At 68.9% G+C, this 15,490-nt stretch carries 13 protein-coding genes; 3 read left to right on the top strand and 10 right to left on the bottom strand.

Features of this window, described 5'->3' with window-relative positions:
- Positions 1-48: 48 nt before the first annotated feature.
- From QRN63_RS17060 to QRN63_RS17020, 9 genes are all read right to left on the bottom strand, one after another.
- Positions 49-336, bottom strand: a complete 288-nt coding sequence (locus tag QRN63_RS17060) for a WXG100 family type VII secretion target (RefSeq protein ID WP_061000613.1) — start codon at positions 334-336, stop codon at positions 49-51.
- Positions 337-383: 47 nt separating this feature from the next.
- Complete coding sequence (locus tag QRN63_RS17055) at positions 384-677, bottom strand: WXG100 family type VII secretion target (protein ID WP_061010344.1); 294 nt, start codon at positions 675-677, stop codon at positions 384-386.
- Between the two features lie 62 nt (positions 678-739).
- On the bottom strand, positions 740-2,308 hold the full coding sequence (locus tag QRN63_RS17050; protein ID WP_285031894.1) for a PPE family protein: 1,569 nt from the start codon (positions 2,306-2,308) through the stop codon (positions 740-742).
- A 1-nt stretch (position 2,309) separates the two neighbouring features.
- Positions 2,310-2,618: a PE family protein gene (locus QRN63_RS17045; RefSeq protein WP_267316019.1), complete on the bottom strand. Its 309-nt coding sequence runs from the start codon at positions 2,616-2,618 to the stop codon at positions 2,310-2,312.
- Positions 2,618-6,619: a type VII secretion protein EccCa gene (gene eccCa / locus QRN63_RS17040; protein ID WP_285031893.1), complete on the bottom strand. Its 4,002-nt coding sequence runs from the start codon at positions 6,617-6,619 to the stop codon at positions 2,618-2,620. The genes QRN63_RS17045 and eccCa overlap by 1 nt, the downstream gene beginning before the upstream one ends.
- Positions 6,616-8,223, bottom strand: a complete 1,608-nt coding sequence (eccB, locus tag QRN63_RS17035) for a type VII secretion protein EccB (protein ID WP_285031891.1) — start codon at positions 8,221-8,223, stop codon at positions 6,616-6,618. The genes eccCa and eccB overlap by 4 nt, the downstream gene beginning before the upstream one ends.
- Positions 8,220-10,070: a type VII secretion AAA-ATPase EccA gene (gene eccA, locus QRN63_RS17030; RefSeq protein ID WP_285032140.1), complete on the bottom strand. Its 1,851-nt coding sequence runs from the start codon at positions 10,068-10,070 to the stop codon at positions 8,220-8,222. Before eccA ends, eccB begins: the two co-directional genes overlap by 4 nt.
- A gap of 347 nt (positions 10,071-10,417) precedes the next feature.
- The gene (locus QRN63_RS17025) at positions 10,418-11,305 is read right to left on the bottom strand and encodes a class I SAM-dependent methyltransferase (protein WP_285031889.1); all 888 of its coding nucleotides are present in this window, start codon (positions 11,303-11,305) and stop codon (positions 10,418-10,420) included.
- 46 nt (positions 11,306-11,351) lie between these two features.
- Positions 11,352-12,230 carry an oxygenase MpaB family protein gene (locus QRN63_RS17020; protein WP_410506005.1) on the bottom strand — a complete coding sequence of 293 codons (879 nt, stop codon included), beginning with the start codon at positions 12,228-12,230 and terminating at the stop codon, positions 11,352-11,354.
- A gap of 77 nt (positions 12,231-12,307) precedes the next feature.
- Between QRN63_RS17020 and QRN63_RS17015 the strand changes: the two genes are divergently transcribed.
- The 3 genes from QRN63_RS17015 (at position 12,308) to QRN63_RS17005 (ending at position 14,621) form a co-directional block, all read left to right on the top strand.
- Positions 12,308-12,925, top strand: coding sequence for a TetR/AcrR family transcriptional regulator (locus QRN63_RS17015; protein WP_285031888.1), 618 nt, complete (start codon positions 12,308-12,310; stop codon positions 12,923-12,925).
- Positions 12,922-13,731, top strand: coding sequence for a helix-turn-helix domain-containing protein (locus QRN63_RS17010; protein ID WP_285031887.1), 810 nt, complete (start codon positions 12,922-12,924; stop codon positions 13,729-13,731). Before QRN63_RS17015 ends, QRN63_RS17010 begins: the two co-directional genes overlap by 4 nt.
- Before the next feature lie 68 nt (positions 13,732-13,799).
- Complete coding sequence (locus tag QRN63_RS17005) at positions 13,800-14,621, top strand: SAM-dependent methyltransferase (RefSeq protein ID WP_285031886.1); 822 nt, start codon at positions 13,800-13,802, stop codon at positions 14,619-14,621.
- A gap of 19 nt (positions 14,622-14,640) precedes the next feature.
- Here QRN63_RS17005 and QRN63_RS17000 read toward each other — a convergent pair whose 3' ends face one another.
- Entirely contained in the window at positions 14,641-15,468 is an 828-nt protein-coding gene (locus QRN63_RS17000; protein ID WP_285031885.1) for an MBL fold metallo-hydrolase, read from the bottom strand.
- Between the last annotated feature and the right edge of the window lie 22 nt (positions 15,469-15,490).

Below are 15,490 nucleotides of genomic sequence, written 5' to 3'. Positions count from 1 at the left end.
CGCGTTCCGGGTCGCCGAGCGACCCGGAACGCGCCGAAACCGCCCGACCTAAACCCACTTGGCGCCTTCGGCGCTGTCACGTGCGCTCATCGACAGCGTGTTGGTCTCGTGGGTGCTCGCCATCGCCCGGTAGGCGTGGACGAGTTCTTCCATGGCGGTGTTCCACTGGGCCTGCCACGCCTGGTAGCTGGTTCCGGTGTCGCCCTGCCAGGCACCGGCCAAAGCCGCCTGCTCGCTGGCGATGTCGAGGCCGACGGCGTGCAAAGCGCCTGCGTAGGCGGTCATCTCACCGGCGTGGGCCAGCATCGCCGGGTAGTTGTACATGATCTGGGACATGAGGTCTCCTCGATTCTGAGTTGTCTGCGTAGGGCGTTCGCGGTCGGCTAGACGGAGGTGTACGTACCTGCCGCGGCGGTGTCCTGCGCGACGTAGGTGCCGGCCGCGTCGCCCAGGTTGGCCTGTGCGATGTCGAGCAGGGCGTTGACCTTGGCAGCGACCGCCATGAAGCGGACATGTGCGGCCTGGAAGGCGGCCGCCGAGTCACCCTGGTGGAAGCCCTGGGCCGACTGTGCGGCCTGCTCGGCCTGGCCGATGGTGCTGCGCATCAGCGCGGCCTTGGCGGAGAAGGTCGACTCGGAAGCGATCAGCTGGGGGATGTGTGCGTCGAGCATACTCATGGTGGTTCCTCTCGGGGTTCGTCGGCGATTCTGTTGGTGGTCAAATCTTTTGGTCCGCAGGCTCAGCGGTTGGCACCGCCTTCCGTGTCCCAGCTGCCGGGCAGCATGGGCTCGGTGACACCGCCCCCGAAACCGTTGCCGGTCAGGCGGTTCAGGCCGGTCGCCTGCTGGTCCTGGCCGGTCACGGTGCCACTGAAACCGACCGGTCCGGCGCCGCGGGCAGAGGCCAGCACTTCCTGCCGCCGATCGGGGTCATCACCGAAGTCCGGGTCGACCTCTGAGTTCATGTCCATGTACTCGTCGCGGACACCCCGCTCCTTCGCGGCGCGGCGGCGCCGGGCGCGGCGACGTTCGGTTGCGGCTGCTGCGGCGGCTGCCGCGGCGGCGGCCGCGATCCCGGATGCCGGCGCCGGCGCGGTGGCGCCGTCCCGCAAGGTCGGAGTGAATCCCGGCCCCGGGTCGTCGACGGCCACCGCGTACGCCATCAGCGGCGCCGGCGCGGCCGGTGCGGGTGTCGCGACCGAAGTCGGCGCGGGCGCAGGCGCGCTCGCCGGGGAGGCCGGGGTGGCCGGCACCGTCGGGGCGACGCTGACCACCGGCATCTGGTGGTCGGCAGCCTGCAACTGCGGCGGCGGCGGGAATGCATCGGCGACTTCGGGATCCGGCACGTAGTCGGGTTCGAGCAGCGCCAGCAGGCCCAGGCTGGACAGACCGACGGCGATCAGTGCCGGCCCCCACAACGGTGCCGACAGCATCGCGCCCCAGGTACCCCAGCCGACGGGCTGGAAGAACGCCTGATAGCCGAGCGCGAAAAGCAGTGGCCCCCAAGTGGTCAGCGCTTCCGACGGGTTGGTCAGGAAGTCGAAGATCATCTGCTGGATCTGGCCCAGCGGATCCTGCAGGAACTTCCAGATGAGATCGCCGCCCGGCAGGGTTTTGATGTAGTTGTACAGATAGTCGGTGATCGCGTTCGACGCGTCCAGCGACGAACCGGCATCCGCCGCCTGCAGCTGGGCGCCCGCCTGCGTCGCGCTCGCCGACGCGGTGCCCGCCTCGCCGACACCCGCCGCCAGCATCATCGGTGCCGGCGTCGTCGTCGGGGCCGCTGCCACCGCCGCGCCAGACACCGCCTGGTACGTAGCCATCACGGTCGCGGCCTGCAGCCACATGCGGGCGTAGTCGGCTTCGTTCAGCGCGATCGGAATCGTGTTGATACCGAAGAAATTCGTCGCGATCAGGGCCGCATTCACGACGTGGTTGAGGGCCAGTTCGGGAAGCGTCGGCATCGCGGCCAGAGCGGTGGTGTAGGCCGCGGCGGCGGTCTCGTGCTGGACCGCGTTGGCCGCGCTGTTGGCGCTGGCCTGGGCCAGCCAGGTCAGGTACGGCGCGTGCGAGGCGAGGTACTGCTCGGCGCTCGGCCCCTCCCAGGCCCCCGCCTGGACCTCACCCAACAGCGCGGTGAGTTCAGCTGCGGCCGAGGCATATTCGGCGCTCAGCGACTGCCAGGCACCCGCTGCGGCCAGCAGTGCGCCCGGACCGGGTCCGCTGGACAGCAGCGTCGAATGGACTTCGGGCGGCAGCGCCGCCCAGATTGGCCCGGCCGGCAGGCCTGTCCCCATGGGGGCGGTCATGTCAGCCCAGGACCGTCACGTACGTGGCGGCGGCTTCGGCGTCGCCCGTCGCGTAGCTGATTCCGGCTTCGGTGACACCGCCCCCGGCACGGCCCAGTTCGGTGATGCCCTGGGCCGCGACCGCCTCGTGCTCGGCGCCGTGGGCGCTGAGGCTGATCGCCGTCTGCAGCGAAACCGGATCCGCGGCGGGCGGGATCACCGCGGTGACCGCGGGTGCGGCCGCGGCGTGGGCCGCGGCCAGCCGGGCGGTGAGCGCCTCGACGGCGGCACCGGCTGCGGTCAGTCCTTCGGGAACGACGCGCAATGTCATCAGTGGAACTCCCCTCGTTGTGTTCCGGTGGGCCGGCCCGTGATCGGGTCGGCCACCAGCGGATTGATCAACTGGACGTACGTGGCCTCGTCGCTGTCGCCGAGGACCATGGCCCGGCCGGCCGGCAGCCGGTTGAACCGGTGGCCGCGGATGCGGCCGCTGTCCTGCGGATTGCCGGACAGCATGACGGTGGTGGCCTGCAGCTCGTTGAGCCTGCGCAGCAACGGAGCCGTCATCACCGCGTGGGCGGAGCCGGCGGCCCGGGCGGTGACGATCACCCGCAGACCCAGCTCGGACGCCTGGGCCAACAGCCCCAGCAGTGCCGTCCAGGGCCGCTGGCCGACGAACGGACCACTGACCGCGGGAGCATCCGGGATCTGGTCGACGTCGTCGATGATCAGGTAGTGCAGGTGGTTGCCCTGCCCGTTCCGGTATGTCCATCCGCTCAGCTCGGCAGCCGTCAGACCCGCTGGGGGCCTGCGCTTTTCGAGCAGTGCGGCCAGCCCGAGCATCGCCGGGGTGACCCGGTCGACGTTGGGCGTGTACTCGTTGTCCGGGAACAGCGGCTCGTCCACCAGGTGCAGTCTGCGGTCGATCACGGTGAACGCGACCGACTCCGGCGTGGAGTTGTCCCGGACCGTGCGGATCAGGTGGCGCAGCAGCGTCGTCTTGCCGGACTTGGCATCGCCCAGCACCATCAGCAGCGGGTTGGCCGCGAAGTCGACCGTGACCGGCGCCAGGTCCTGCTCGCGCTGACCGATGACGACCGTCTCAGGGCTGTGATACAGCGGCGCAAGGGTTTCCGGGGCCAGGTCCGTCGGCAGCAGGCGCACGGGCGGCGCCGTCTGCCCCGGGTACCGGGCGTTGATGGCGGCGATCGCACCCAGATCCGGTTCAGCGAACAGGAAGTGCTCGGCGGCCATGGTCAGGCCGCGCCCCGGCTGGTCGGCGGGGACGCCGTCGGCGGGGCGGGACAGGGCCGCGATTCCCGGGGTGCCGGTGGCCCGCACATTGCTGTCGCGCGAGTCGGCCAGCTTGAGCTCGAGCCGCAGACCGAGGCCGTCGCGCATCGCCAGCGGCACCTCGAGCCAGTTCGGCGTCGTGATCACCACGTGGATGCCGTATGCCATGCCGGTGTTCACCAGTTCGGTCACCTTGGACAGCAACGGGTTACGGGTGTTGAACGTGTCGGTGTTGTCGCGGCTGAACGCATACAGGTTGTCGATCACCAGGAACACGTCGCCGTAGCCATCGTCGCGCAAGTCGCCGTCACCGGCGGCGGCGCGGGCCTGACGGGACGCCAGCAGCTGCTCCAGCTCACCGAAGGTGCGACGGATGCGCTCGGGCTCCAGCGGCGAGGCGACGCTGCCGACATGGGCCAGCGGCTTGAGCGAGCGCAGCCCGCCGCCGCCGTAGTCGAGGCAGTAGAACGTGACCGCGCGTGGCGAATGCGTCGCGGCGGCCGACAGGATGAATGTCTGCAGCGCAGTCGATTTCCCGGACTTCGGCCCACCGTGGATGAGCACGTTGGCGGCCGCCGACGTGGCATCGAAGACCAGCGGGTCGCGGCGCATCTGGAACGGGCGGTCGATCTCGCCCAGCGGCCAGCGGCCGTGGCCCGCGGGAATCTCGGTGCCGGCCAACAGCTCCGGCAGCGCGATCGGCTCGTCCAGCGGTGCCAGCCACAGGCGCGGCGCCTGCGGGCCGTACTGCGCCAGCTGCGCGCCGATGGTGGCGACGAGCTTGCGGGGCGGACGCAGATCCGGCGCCGTGTCGGTGACGATCACCGTGTCGGGGGCCGGGGTGACATGGCCCGCCGGGAACAGCTGTGGCTGCGGAACCGCATGCACCACAACCGCTTTCTCGGCGCGTGGCGGGTCGTAGATGCCGTCGACGTAGGTGCTGCGGAACTTCACCGGCACCGCGCCCGGCGTGGGGACCAGGAATCCCTCGCCCTTGTGTTCCGGACCGGCTTCGATGTGGTACGCGTCCTCGACGCCGATGATCTGGCGGCTGATCGACGGGCTCGCGACCTTCAGCCCGATGCGGTAGGAGGTGTTCTTGTCGATGTCCTTGATCCGGCCCACGTCCAGCGTCTGCGATGCGAACAGGATGTGGATGCGGAACGAACGGCCCTTGCGGGCAACGTAATCGAACAGCTCGGCATATTCGGGATGGTCGGCGAGCATCAGGGAGAACTCGTCGGCGACCACCAGCAGCGTCGGGATGGGGGGTAATTCGATGCCGGCCGCGGCGGCCTGATCCCTGGCCGCCTCGTACTCCAGCACCGAGTTGAAGGCGCTGCCCTGCACGCGGCGGCCGGCCTCCATCAGCAACTGCTCACGCCGGGCCACCTCACCGCGGAGGGTGTCCGCGAACCGGTCGGCCAGCGAGCGCTTCTCCGCCATGTTCGAGATGACGGCGACCACCTGCGGGAAGTCCCGGAAGATGTCGGCGCCGGCCTCGCCCTTGAAATCGGCGTAGATGACGATGAGGCGCTCGGCCGAGTGCGTCGTCAACAGCGACAACAGGATCGACATCAGGGTCTGCGACTTGCCCGAGCCCGTCATGCCGATCATCAGACCGTGCGGGCCCATGCCGCCTTCGGCCTCGTCCTTGAGGTCGAACATCAGCGGCTCACCGGTGGCGGTGACACCGATGGGCACCCGGAGCTCTTCGGCCCGCGAGCGCGGCGCCCACAGGCCTGCGACGTCCAGCGCCGCCGCATCCGGAATCCCCAGCAGGGTGCCGAAGGTGGCCAGACCGGCACCGGTGCTCCGGGCCCGGTTCGGGTTGGAGTCCCAGCGCGCGAGACCGCGGGCCAGGTGTGCCGCGGCGTGCGGCGAGAAGTCGTCGGCGACATCGAAATACGGCTGCCAGCCGGCCGCCGCCCACCGCTCGATACGGCCGTCGGCCACGCGCAGCACCGGTCGATCGGGGTCCGGGTACTCCGGCTGTTCCGTGCCGTGCTGCAGCACCGTGACACCGGCCAGGCCGGCCCGCGGCAGCAGTTCACCGAGGTCGGCATCCGGATCGTCCACGACGATCAGCAGGTGCCGCTGCGGGATGCTGTCGGCGGCACCGAACGGCTGCCGGTCGTCGAGTTCACCGGACAGCAGTCCGGCAAGTTCGGGGACGCTCGCGGCCAGGTAGCGGGCCGGGCCGACACCGTCGATCTGGCCCGGAATGTCACTGTGCGGCAGCCACTTCAGCCACGACCACGACTCCGACTCCAGCGCCTCGGCGTCCGCCGTAGCGAGGCCGATCCCGAGCAGTGCCGGGTCGTGCCACGTCACCGCTTGCGCGATCCAGGCCCGCAGGGCGCCCCGCACCTCATCGGCATTCCCGAGCACGGTGATCCGCGAGACCTTGGCCAGGTCGATACCGCCGGGCACCGCAGGTACTGTCCGCTGCACGTCCAGCAGTCCGCGCAATGCGCTGTGCGACACCGGCTCCAGATCGATCTCGGCCGCGGTGTCCTTGACCTGCAGCACCGTCTCCAGGCGCGCGTCGTGCAGCCCGGCACGCACCACCAGGTAGTCGGCGTCGTGCGGGTCGCGCTCCCACTGGCGGCGGGTGCCCGCGATGGCGGCCAGCTGGTCGGGGGCGGGGTGGGACCACTCGAGCGCGGCGCGCTGTTCGGCAGCCTGGGCCCGCACGTTGTCCCGCACCACGGACAGGTAGCGCAGGTAATCGGCGCGTTCGGCGTCGACCTCCTCGGTCCGGGTCTTGTTGTCCGAACCGCGGTAGAAAGCGGTGGCGGCCAACAGGAGTACGAACGGGAAGAACAGTGTCTGCGGCGAGATGACACGCATGCCGGTGGCCACCAGGGCCACGACCATGCCGACAATCAGGATGACGATCAGGTAAGGCAGCACGCGGCGCAACAACGACGGCGGCACCAGCCGCGGCAGCTCTGGCGGCGGCTCGATCGTGATGACGCTTGCGCGAGTTGCCGGGACGGGCAGCCGGCGCCGCGCTTCGAAGATCAGACGGCTCACGGGTTCTCCCTCACGGCGATATCGACTGCCGGGCTCGTCCGGGTGGGCACGAGCGCCGGGATCTGCAACGCGTCACTCCGCGACAACGTGGGGCCGGGCGCGAACTGGCTGAGGATCGACCACGGCACCGGCAGCGGTGTTGCGGTAAGTCCCAGCGCGGCAGGGGTTTTCCGGTCGGCACTGGTGGCATCTCCTTCGGTGGAGATGCCGTAGCGGACGCCGGTGTCGCTGATCCAGTAGCCGGACAGCGCCGGGACGCCCCCCTGACCGGTGGCCTGGACGAAGTATCCGGTGCCCGGGGTCACCGCGACGCGTTGCGCGGTGCCGGCCGGTCCGGCCAGGGCGACGGTGTGCTCGTCGACCGGCAGCGGCAGCGTGGCCCCCGTCAGCAGAGTGAGCGAATTGGTGGTGGCGCCATCGTGTTTGGTCCAGCGGGCGCATGTCAACGGTGCCTTGGTGGCGTCGACGACGGTCAGCGGGCGCTCCGGGTACGCCGCGGTGTTGATGGCCGTGGAGACCGGGATGCGGGCGACCTGGTCCGCGGACAGGCGCGGCGGCTGCTCCAGACCGTAGGAGTCGGTGTTGCGCAGAATCGCCGCCACGACCTGTGAAATCGGTTGCAGGCCATCGTCGAGGACCGCGTAGTACTGGAGGGAGTGGTACGCGTTGTCCGCTGCACCGTCGGTGGTGACCGCGGTGACGACAGCGCCGACGGGAGCGGCCACCGGCATGGGGTACGGAGTGGGCTGGCCCGCGTTGACGATCGCCGGCGCGGCCAGCGGGGCCGACTCGGGAATCGCGTTGAACAGGCCGTCGGCGATCGCGCGGGGGGCCGGCAGCGCAATTCCGTTGGCGCCCAGTCCGAGTGCCGCGGTCACCGCACGGTTGTTCAGGTCGACCGCACTGCGCTTGCCGTGCCACAGCAGCCAGCTGCCGCCGTTGACTCCGGCGGAGCCGACACCGTCGTTGCGCACCAACACGGCATCGTTGGCGCCGAGCGCGGCCGCGCGGGATCCACCTTCGGCAAGCGGGCCGGTGATGAGAGTGACTCCCACGACCTCACCGGTTACCGCGTCGCACACGGTCCAGTCGGCATCGCGAGAAGTGTTGGGCACCATGCGCTCCGGGGCACCCGGGATGCCGATGAGGCTGCCGCGCGGGAACTTGTCCAGTTCGGCGCTCGGAACCATGGTCGGGTTGTCCGGCCGTCCGGCAATGAGCCTGGCCGAGGTCAGGTTCAGGACGGGGTGCAGCTGGTCGCCCACGCGGGCGTACAGCGCCGAGGTCTCGCGGTCGGCCAGGATCACGTTGTTGCCCGCGACGCCGGCGGGTCGGATCAGGGAGAAGACGAAGCAGCCCGCCAGCGCGGTCACGAGCACCAGGCCACCGACCAGAACGGATCGGCTCTGGGTGCGCAGCGGGTCGACCAGCATCCGGGTGTCGTGCAGCGCCACACCAGATGCGATGCGCCGCATGAGGAATCGCCAACCGGACACCTGGTGCCGGGTGACGAATCCGCGGCGGTAGTGAATCTGGTCCGGGTTGTCGTTCACCGGGGTCCGGGAACTGAACGTAAGTCGATCGGACTCACTGCGCTTGTTCATGCGCGATCCGCCTCCGGCTTCTCGCTGGCGGCCGGTACCACCAGTCCGAGACCACGCAGCAGCGGCGCAGCCGAGTTGCTGACGTCACCCGCGGTGATCGTCATGAGTTCGTCGTCGGTGAAGTCGTGTGCGGCAAGGTGATCCAGCCGGTACTCACGTTCTTCCTCGGAGCGTTCCACCAGATTTCGGACGAAGCGGCCGTTACCGGCGATGTCCAGGCTGCGGCGCGCGACACCCGCCGCGTCGGGCGTCGTCGCCGTCGCGAGGTGCTCGAACAGCTGCTCCATCTCCTTCTGTGCCGCGGGTTCGAAGACGCTGTCGCGCTTTTCGGCCATCCGCGTGGCGATCTCGGTGAGTTCGGTCGCCGAGTACGACGGGAAGTCGATGCTGCGGGTGAAGCGCGAGCGCAGACCTTCGTTGGTGTCCAGGAACATGTCCAGGTCTTTGCGGTAGCCGGCGATGATCACGACCAGCCGGCTGCGGTCGTTCTCCATGCGGGCCAGCAGGGTGTCGATGGCGACCAGACCGAAGTCGTTCTTGGCGCCGGTGGACACCAGCGCATATGCCTCGTCGAGGAACAGCACACCGTCGAGCGCGCTGTCGATGATCGCGTTGGTCTTGGCCTCGGTCTCACCGATGTGCTGGCCGATCAGGTCGGCACGATGCACCTCGCGCACCGTCTCTTTGCGCAGCAGGCCCAGGCCGCAGTAGATCTTGGCGACCACGCGGGCGATGGTCGTCTTACCGGTTCCGGGAGGGCCGGCGAATACCAGGTGATTGGTGCGCTGGGCCACGGCCAGGCCCCGCTCCTGACGCCGGATCGACATGGCCACAGAGCTTTTCAGCCGGGCCACCTGGTACTTGACCTCGTCCAGGCCGATGAACTCGGCCAGCTCGGCCTCCGCCTCGACGAGCAGATGGGCCTTGCGCGACTTGGCATCCGGGTCGACGAAGTCGGCCTCGGTCGGCTCGGTCTCGGGATCCCACGGGTTGTGCCGGGCCTCGATCCTGGCCGCGGTCGTCGGATCGATACCGAAGCTGGTGTCGGTGAGCGCATGCTCGGCGGCGGTGTTGTCGGGGTGGGCGGCGTACAGCTCGGCCAGCACGTCGGTGGCTTCGTCGTCCTCGCCCTGCGCGCGCAGCGACAGCGCCTTGACGAAGGTGCCGTCCACGGTGGCGACCGCGACCGGGCCCTCGGGATCCTCGAGGTGCGACAACGCCGGCGCGAACATGCCCAGGTGCGCCAGGGCGATACCCAGCGCCACCCGTGCGGCATGTGCGTAGTTCGGGTCCAGATTGGGATCGTTGACGACCGGGGTCAGCTGCCGGACCACGTCGGACCAGCGGCGCGTGCGGTGGTGCATGGCCACCCGGACCCAGCGCGCCGGCAGCCAGCCCGGCCGGCGGTCGAGCAGCTCGCCCACCAGTTGATCGGCCTCTTCGTACGCGCCCGCGCCGGAGAGTGTTGCGGCATAAGCGAGTTGGAAGCCATCCCGGTCGGCGGCGCGGAACTGCAGGTACAGGCCACTGTCGTAGGTGAAGCCCAGATCGCCGTCGGCGAGGTCGAGCGCGCGCTGCAGCACGCCGGCCGAGGCCACCGTGCGCCAGACCGCCTCGACCACGTCGGGCGTTGCTGCGCCGGCGGCGGCCAGCCCGGTCCAGGCGTCGCAGTGCTCGCCGGCGATGCGCGTCAACGTCAGGAAGTTGCCCAGGGCGGCGTCGAGGTCGGCCGGGCGACGGCGACCGTCGACACTCAGACCGAGCCCCAGACAGCCGGTGGCGAACCGGGTCAGTACGTCACGGTCGACCCGCGATACCCGCTGCGCCGCATCAACATCGGCGACCACTGTGTTACTGCCCGCGGTGCTCGGTCGCACGTGGGTCCTTTCCGTCGTCGACACGCCAGAGGACGATCCACCACTCATCTGGCGGCCGTCCTAAGAAGGAGTCGGCACCCGGAACGGGTTGGTTCCCGACGGGCCGAGAGACGGGCACTGTGCCGCCGCGCGGGCGCGCCTTGCTGGAAGTGCGCCACGGCGGATACCGCAAATGTGTCAGTGCCCATGTTGATGTTCGCGGGATATTAGAGTCCCCGCATATCTCCTTAAGTATGCCTAAGCTAACCCCTGCGAAGTTAGCATTGCATAACTTAAGTTGTCGAGACGCACCCCACCGCACGCGGAGGTGACGACGCTCACTCCTTGACGGCAGTGACCAGGGTGTTCGAGGCGATCATGGTCGCCGATTCCGGATTCGTCGGCACCGGACGACCCACCGCCCGGAAGTAGTCGGCGAGCCCCGTGGCCTCCGCACGCCAGCCTCGCGCACCGAACCAGTCCGCCGCGGGGGCGATCTGCTCGTTGTAGATCAGCTTGAAGAAGCCTTCCGCCATGTCGTCCCCGGCGGCACGCTTGGCGGCGAACACCTCGGCGGGCATGGGCTTGCCCTCTTCTATCGCGACCCAGCTGCCGGGCGCCGCGAGCGCATCGATACCGGTGAACAGATCGCCCTGCGCCGCCGCGGGCAGATAGATCAAGAGGCCCTCGGCGATCCATGCCGAGGGGCGCGAGGGATCGAAGCCGGCATCAGTGAGTGCTGTCCGCCAGTCGTCGCGCAGGTCGACTGCGATCTCCCGGCGCTCGGCTTTCGGTTCGGTCCCGTTTCCCGCCAACACCTCCCGCTTGAACTCGAGTACCTGCGGTTGGTCGAGCTCGTAGACGACGGTGCCGCCGGGCCAGTCCAGGCGGTAGGCACGCGAGTCGAGCCCGGCGGCCAGCAGCACGATCTGGCGGACGCCGGCCGCCGCGGCGCGCTGGAAGTAGGTATCGAAGTACTTGGTCCGCGAGGCCTGAAAGTTGATGAACGGTTCGCCGAACTCGGGCGTCGCCAACGGATGTTCCGGCGCCTCGCCGTCGAGCACCTCGGCCCAGACGCCGCCGACCGCGCGGGTGAACACCTCCGCATAATGGTCCACCGCAAGCGGATTGGGCTTTGCGGCCTCCAGTGCCCGGGCCGCGGCAACCATCACCGCAGTCGATCCAACACTCGTGTTGATGTCCCAGCTGTCATTGTCGGTCCGCACCCGCGCGAGGGTACGCCGACAACTTGAATCTCGACTGGGACGAGCCTCAGACCAGCGGACGTCCGGTGCGGATACGCCAGTTCAGATCCATGAGCATCCAGTTGAAGGGGAATCGCCGCAGCGGCCCGGGCAGCACCCGGTTGACGGCCTTCACGAGTTTCATCACCGAGTTGAATCGCTTCTGCCGCTTGGCGTCCCACGGCAGCCGCATCTCGTCACGGAAGCGCTGCGGCAGAAAGCCGGTGGTGAGCAGAAGTGAGAACGACTCGAACCAGCGCTGCAGCGGCCCCGGGAGTTGCAGCCCCTTCATGCGTACCGCGGCAATCGGATACAGGTACTCGCGCACCGTGTCGTCGATGTGCACCTGGTCCAGCGACTCTTGCCAGTACTTGTCGAAAGCCGCCCGGTCGGCCGGCCACATCTCGGGCGTCACCTGCAGCGTGGTGCCCATCGTCATGCCCTGCCGGTAGAACTCCTCGGCGGTCGCGTCGTCCAACTCGCCGACCACCAGGCGGTACACGTCGAGTGCACCCTTGAACAGGCAGGCCGCCACCCAGAGCTGCAGGTTCTTGTCCATGGCGCTGTACTTCACCGGGCTGTCCGCGGTGGAGTACACCTGCCGGTGCGCCGTGTTCACCGCGCTGCGGTACGCCGCCTTCTGCTCGTCGGATCCCAGGATCGCGACCGCGAGGTACGTGAACGTGGTCCGGGCGCGCTTGATCGGATGCAGGTCTGTCCGGCCACTTTCCACGCGGCTCTCGACGACGCCGTAGCCGACACCCGGCCGCGCCAGCTGCATGATCACGTTGGCCGGTCCCGCCAACAGTGCCGCGCCGACCAGTCCGTCGGCGTACTGGACATCACGACGTACCCGACGGCCCGGCGCGCAGGCGTTGACCGGCATCTCGACCAGATCGACCGTCATTGGCCACTCCTCGCAAAAGTGAGAACGATTGATTCCTGATATTGCCTGCGGCGCGGTGCAGGTGTCAAGATGGCGGAGTGCCTCAGGTACGGCCGTACCGCGGGATCGACGCGGCAGAACGCCTGGCCCAACGACGGGCCCGGCTGATCGACGCCGGGCTGGCGATATTGGGTGCGGCACGGCCGGCCCCGGAACTCACCGTGCGGACCATCTGCGGCGGCGCCGGCGTGGCGATGCGCTACTTCTACGAAAGCTTCTCCGACAAGGACGTTTTCGTCGAGGCGGTGTTCGACCACGTGATCGCCGATCTGGCGGCGACGACGCAGGCGGCGGTGGCCGCCGCGCCGCCCGACGAACAGAGCCGTGCCGGTATGGCCAACATCGTGCACGCCATCGCCGACGACCCCAGGGTCGGCCGGCTGCTGTTCAGCGCACAACTGTCCAACGAGGTCGTGGCGCGCAAGCGCAACGAATCGACGGTCTTCTTCGCCATGCTGCTCGGCCAACACGCGGGCGACGCGCTCCAGCTACCCGCCGGCGACCGTCGCCGGGCCGGCACGCATTTCGCGGTAGGCGGCGTCGCGCAGACTCTCAGTGCCTGGCTCTCGGGCGAAATCACTTTCACGCCAGACGAATTGATCGACCATCTGGCACTGCTGCTGGATACGCTCGGCAAGCGGGCCGTCCGCCGGTGAACGGGCCCCGGCTGCGCCGGCCCCGGTCGCCGCTGAATCAGCACATCGACTTCTTCGGCTACTGGGCGCATGGCGGCGTGGCCACCGATCGGAGCCGGGCACTGCCGCGCGGCGCGGCCACCGTGGTGATCGACGTCGGCGGGCGAGAGCGGGTCGACTTCTTCTCCGCCGACGGCGCCACCCGGATGCCGGTGGATCCGGCGTTTCTCACCGGACCGGGCACGCTGTCGTACGTGACCCGGATCGATCCGGGCGAAGCGGTGCTGACCATCCATTTCCGGCCCGGCGGCGCGCTGCCGTTCTTCGGTATCCCGTTGGCGGATTTGGCGAATTCCTGCGCCAACCTGACCGACCTCTGGGGCGCCGATGCCGCGCTGCTGCGTGAGCGACTGATCGCGACGCCCAGCTGGCCGCGCCGCATCGAGATCGTGGAGGACTTTCTCCTGGCCCGGTTGCGGCCGATTTCGCACACGCTGATGCCGGTCCTGTACACCGCCGAACACCAACCGTCCCTTCGGGTCTCCGAGGCGGCCGCGCTGACAGGCCTGTCCCCCAAGCGCTTGATCGCCACGTTCCGCAACGAGATCGGCCTCACCCCGAAGGCCTATCTGCGCGTGCGGCGGCTCCAGGCAGCGCTGCGCCTGCTCGATGCCGGCAGCAGCGACGGCGCCGACGTCGCGGCCACTCTCGGGTACTTCGATCAACCCCACTTCGTGCGCGAGTTCCGCGGATTCACCTCGATCACGCCGAGCCAGTACACCCAGCGTCGCAGTGCCCTGCCCTGCCACGTCGGGCTGCCGGGGTAAACCCGCACCCGCACCTGCGCGGCAAAAATATCCAAGCGTCACGCCGGGCCCGCGGGCACCATGGGGACATGCACCAAGGAGCACAGGCCGTCGCAAATACCGGTCTTCTGGTCGCCGCCATCCGCGCCGACGAATCACGCCGCCCGGACCGCCTTTTCACCGATCCGTTCGCCGACCGCCTGGCCGGCGAGACGGGTCGCCGACTGCTCGCCGAAGCCCTGGCCGAAGCCGGGGACCGGCCGACCCGGCAGATCGTGGTGCGCACCCGGTTCTGGGACGAGGCCCTGTTGCGCGCCGCGCAGTCGGCCCGCCAGGTCGTGATTCTCGCCGCGGGGATGGACGCCCGCGCGTTCCGGCTGCCGTGGCCCGACGGCACCACGGTCTACGAATTGGACCAGCCCGAGGTGATCTCCGCGAAGGCCGCGGCACTGGACGGCGAAGAACCGTTGTGCACGCGGGTGGCCGTCGGCGTCGATCTCACCGGCGACTGGACAGAAACCCTGCGGTCCAACGGCTTTGCCGACCGTCAGCCCACGGTGTGGTTGATCGAAGGGCTGTTGCAATACCTCGACGAAGCCGCCGTCGCCACGGTCTTCGAGCGGGTCGACGCACTGTCCGCGGGCGGTTCGGTGCTGCTGTACGACGTCGTCGGCAAGACGCTGCTCGACGCGCAACTGCTGGCGGCGGTCCGCCAGTCGATGGCACGCAACGGCGCGCCGTGGCTGTTCGGCACCGACCAGCCGGGCGAGCTCGCGGAGCGCCACGGGTGGTCGGCGGTCGTCACCGACGTGGCCGTCCCGGGTAACGAGTGGGGCCGCTGGTTCGCCCCCGCGGTGCCCATGGACGTGCCCGCCGTCCCGCGCGGTTACTTCGTCGAGGCGACGAAATAGCCACGGCTGCGCCGTGATGTCAGGTGAGGTGGTCGAATTCACCACTGACATGGCGGATATGGGCGTCGGCAGAGCGGCGGACGACGTCTTTGGCGTCGTGATCGATCTCGTCGCCGCCAAGGGTATAGAGCCGGTCGTAGTCGTAGGCATCGAGGCGTTCGACGATACGTCGCACCACGGCTGCCGATAACGGCAAGTGCTTGGGGTACATGCGTTGGAACGACACCCAGTCCTTGGCGAGACCACCCGAGATGGTGTCACCGACGAGCAGGGTTCCGTCAGGGCACAAAGCCACAGCACTGCCCCGCATGTGACCGCCGACGTGCACCAGCCGAACGCCCGGCAGCGGCTCGATCTCCCCGTCCCAGTATTCGATGACCGGGTCGGCCACCGGAACCCATTCCTGGTCAAGAGCATTCACGTACACCGGAACGCCACCGAAGGCCTTGCTCCAGGACAGTTGGGCGCCGAACATGTGGGGATGGCTTGCTGCGATCGCCGCGATTCCGCCGAGCGCATTCACCAGACCGACGATCGAATCGTCCAGATAGGACGGTGCGTCCCACAACATGTTGCCGGCAGCGGTCTGTACCAGAAATGACCGGTGCCCGATCGCGAACCGAGGAGCCCGCCGCAGGCTGTGCACGCCCCGACCGTGGTCGACGTATTCAGTCTGATGGGGCTGCGCGGCAAGACGTTCCAGAGTCGTCCAGCTGCCGTGCGGTGGCAGATGACCGCGCTCCTCGATGGGGACAACCTCAGCAGTGAAAACACAGCTGCTCTCCGGCGGCCGCGTTTGGCTGTCGGCGTGCTCGACTCCGCATCCATCACAAATCCAGGTAGGCATGCACCCAGCCTGCAACCTCAAC

The sequence above is a fragment of the Mycolicibacterium sp. lyk4-40-TYG-92 genome, assembly GCF_030209435.1.
Lineage (GTDB): Bacteria > Actinomycetota > Actinomycetes > Mycobacteriales > Mycobacteriaceae > Mycobacterium.
Note: the sequence above shows the minus strand (reverse complement) of the source record. Positions and strands in the feature narration are given on the sequence as shown.

What these genes read in the sequence shown, in the direction of transcription:
- QRN63_RS17060 (WP_061000613.1), bottom strand. Translation starts at nt 336, where the DNA reads ATGTCCCAGATCATGTACAACTACCCGGCGATGCTGGCCCACGCCGGT.
- QRN63_RS17005 (WP_285031886.1), top strand. Translation starts at nt 13,800, where the DNA reads ATGCACCAAGGAGCACAGGCCGTCGCAAATACCGGTCTTCTGGTCGCC.
- eccB (WP_285031891.1), bottom strand. Translation starts at nt 8,223, where the DNA reads ATGAACAAGCGCAGTGAGTCCGATCGACTTACGTTCAGTTCCCGGACC.
- QRN63_RS17045 (WP_267316019.1), bottom strand. Translation starts at nt 2,618, where the DNA reads ATGACATTGCGCGTCGTTCCCGAAGGACTGACCGCAGCCGGTGCCGCC.
- QRN63_RS17050 (WP_285031894.1), bottom strand. Translation starts at nt 2,308, where the DNA reads ATGACCGCCCCCATGGGGACAGGCCTGCCGGCCGGGCCAATCTGGGCG.
- QRN63_RS17000 (WP_285031885.1), bottom strand. Translation starts at nt 15,468, where the DNA reads ATGCCTACCTGGATTTGTGATGGATGCGGAGTCGAGCACGCCGACAGC.
- QRN63_RS17020 (WP_410506005.1), bottom strand. Translation starts at nt 12,230, where the DNA reads ATGACGGTCGATCTGGTCGAGATGCCGGTCAACGCCTGCGCGCCGGGC.
- QRN63_RS17055 (WP_061010344.1), bottom strand. Translation starts at nt 677, where the DNA reads ATGAGTATGCTCGACGCACACATCCCCCAGCTGATCGCTTCCGAGTCG.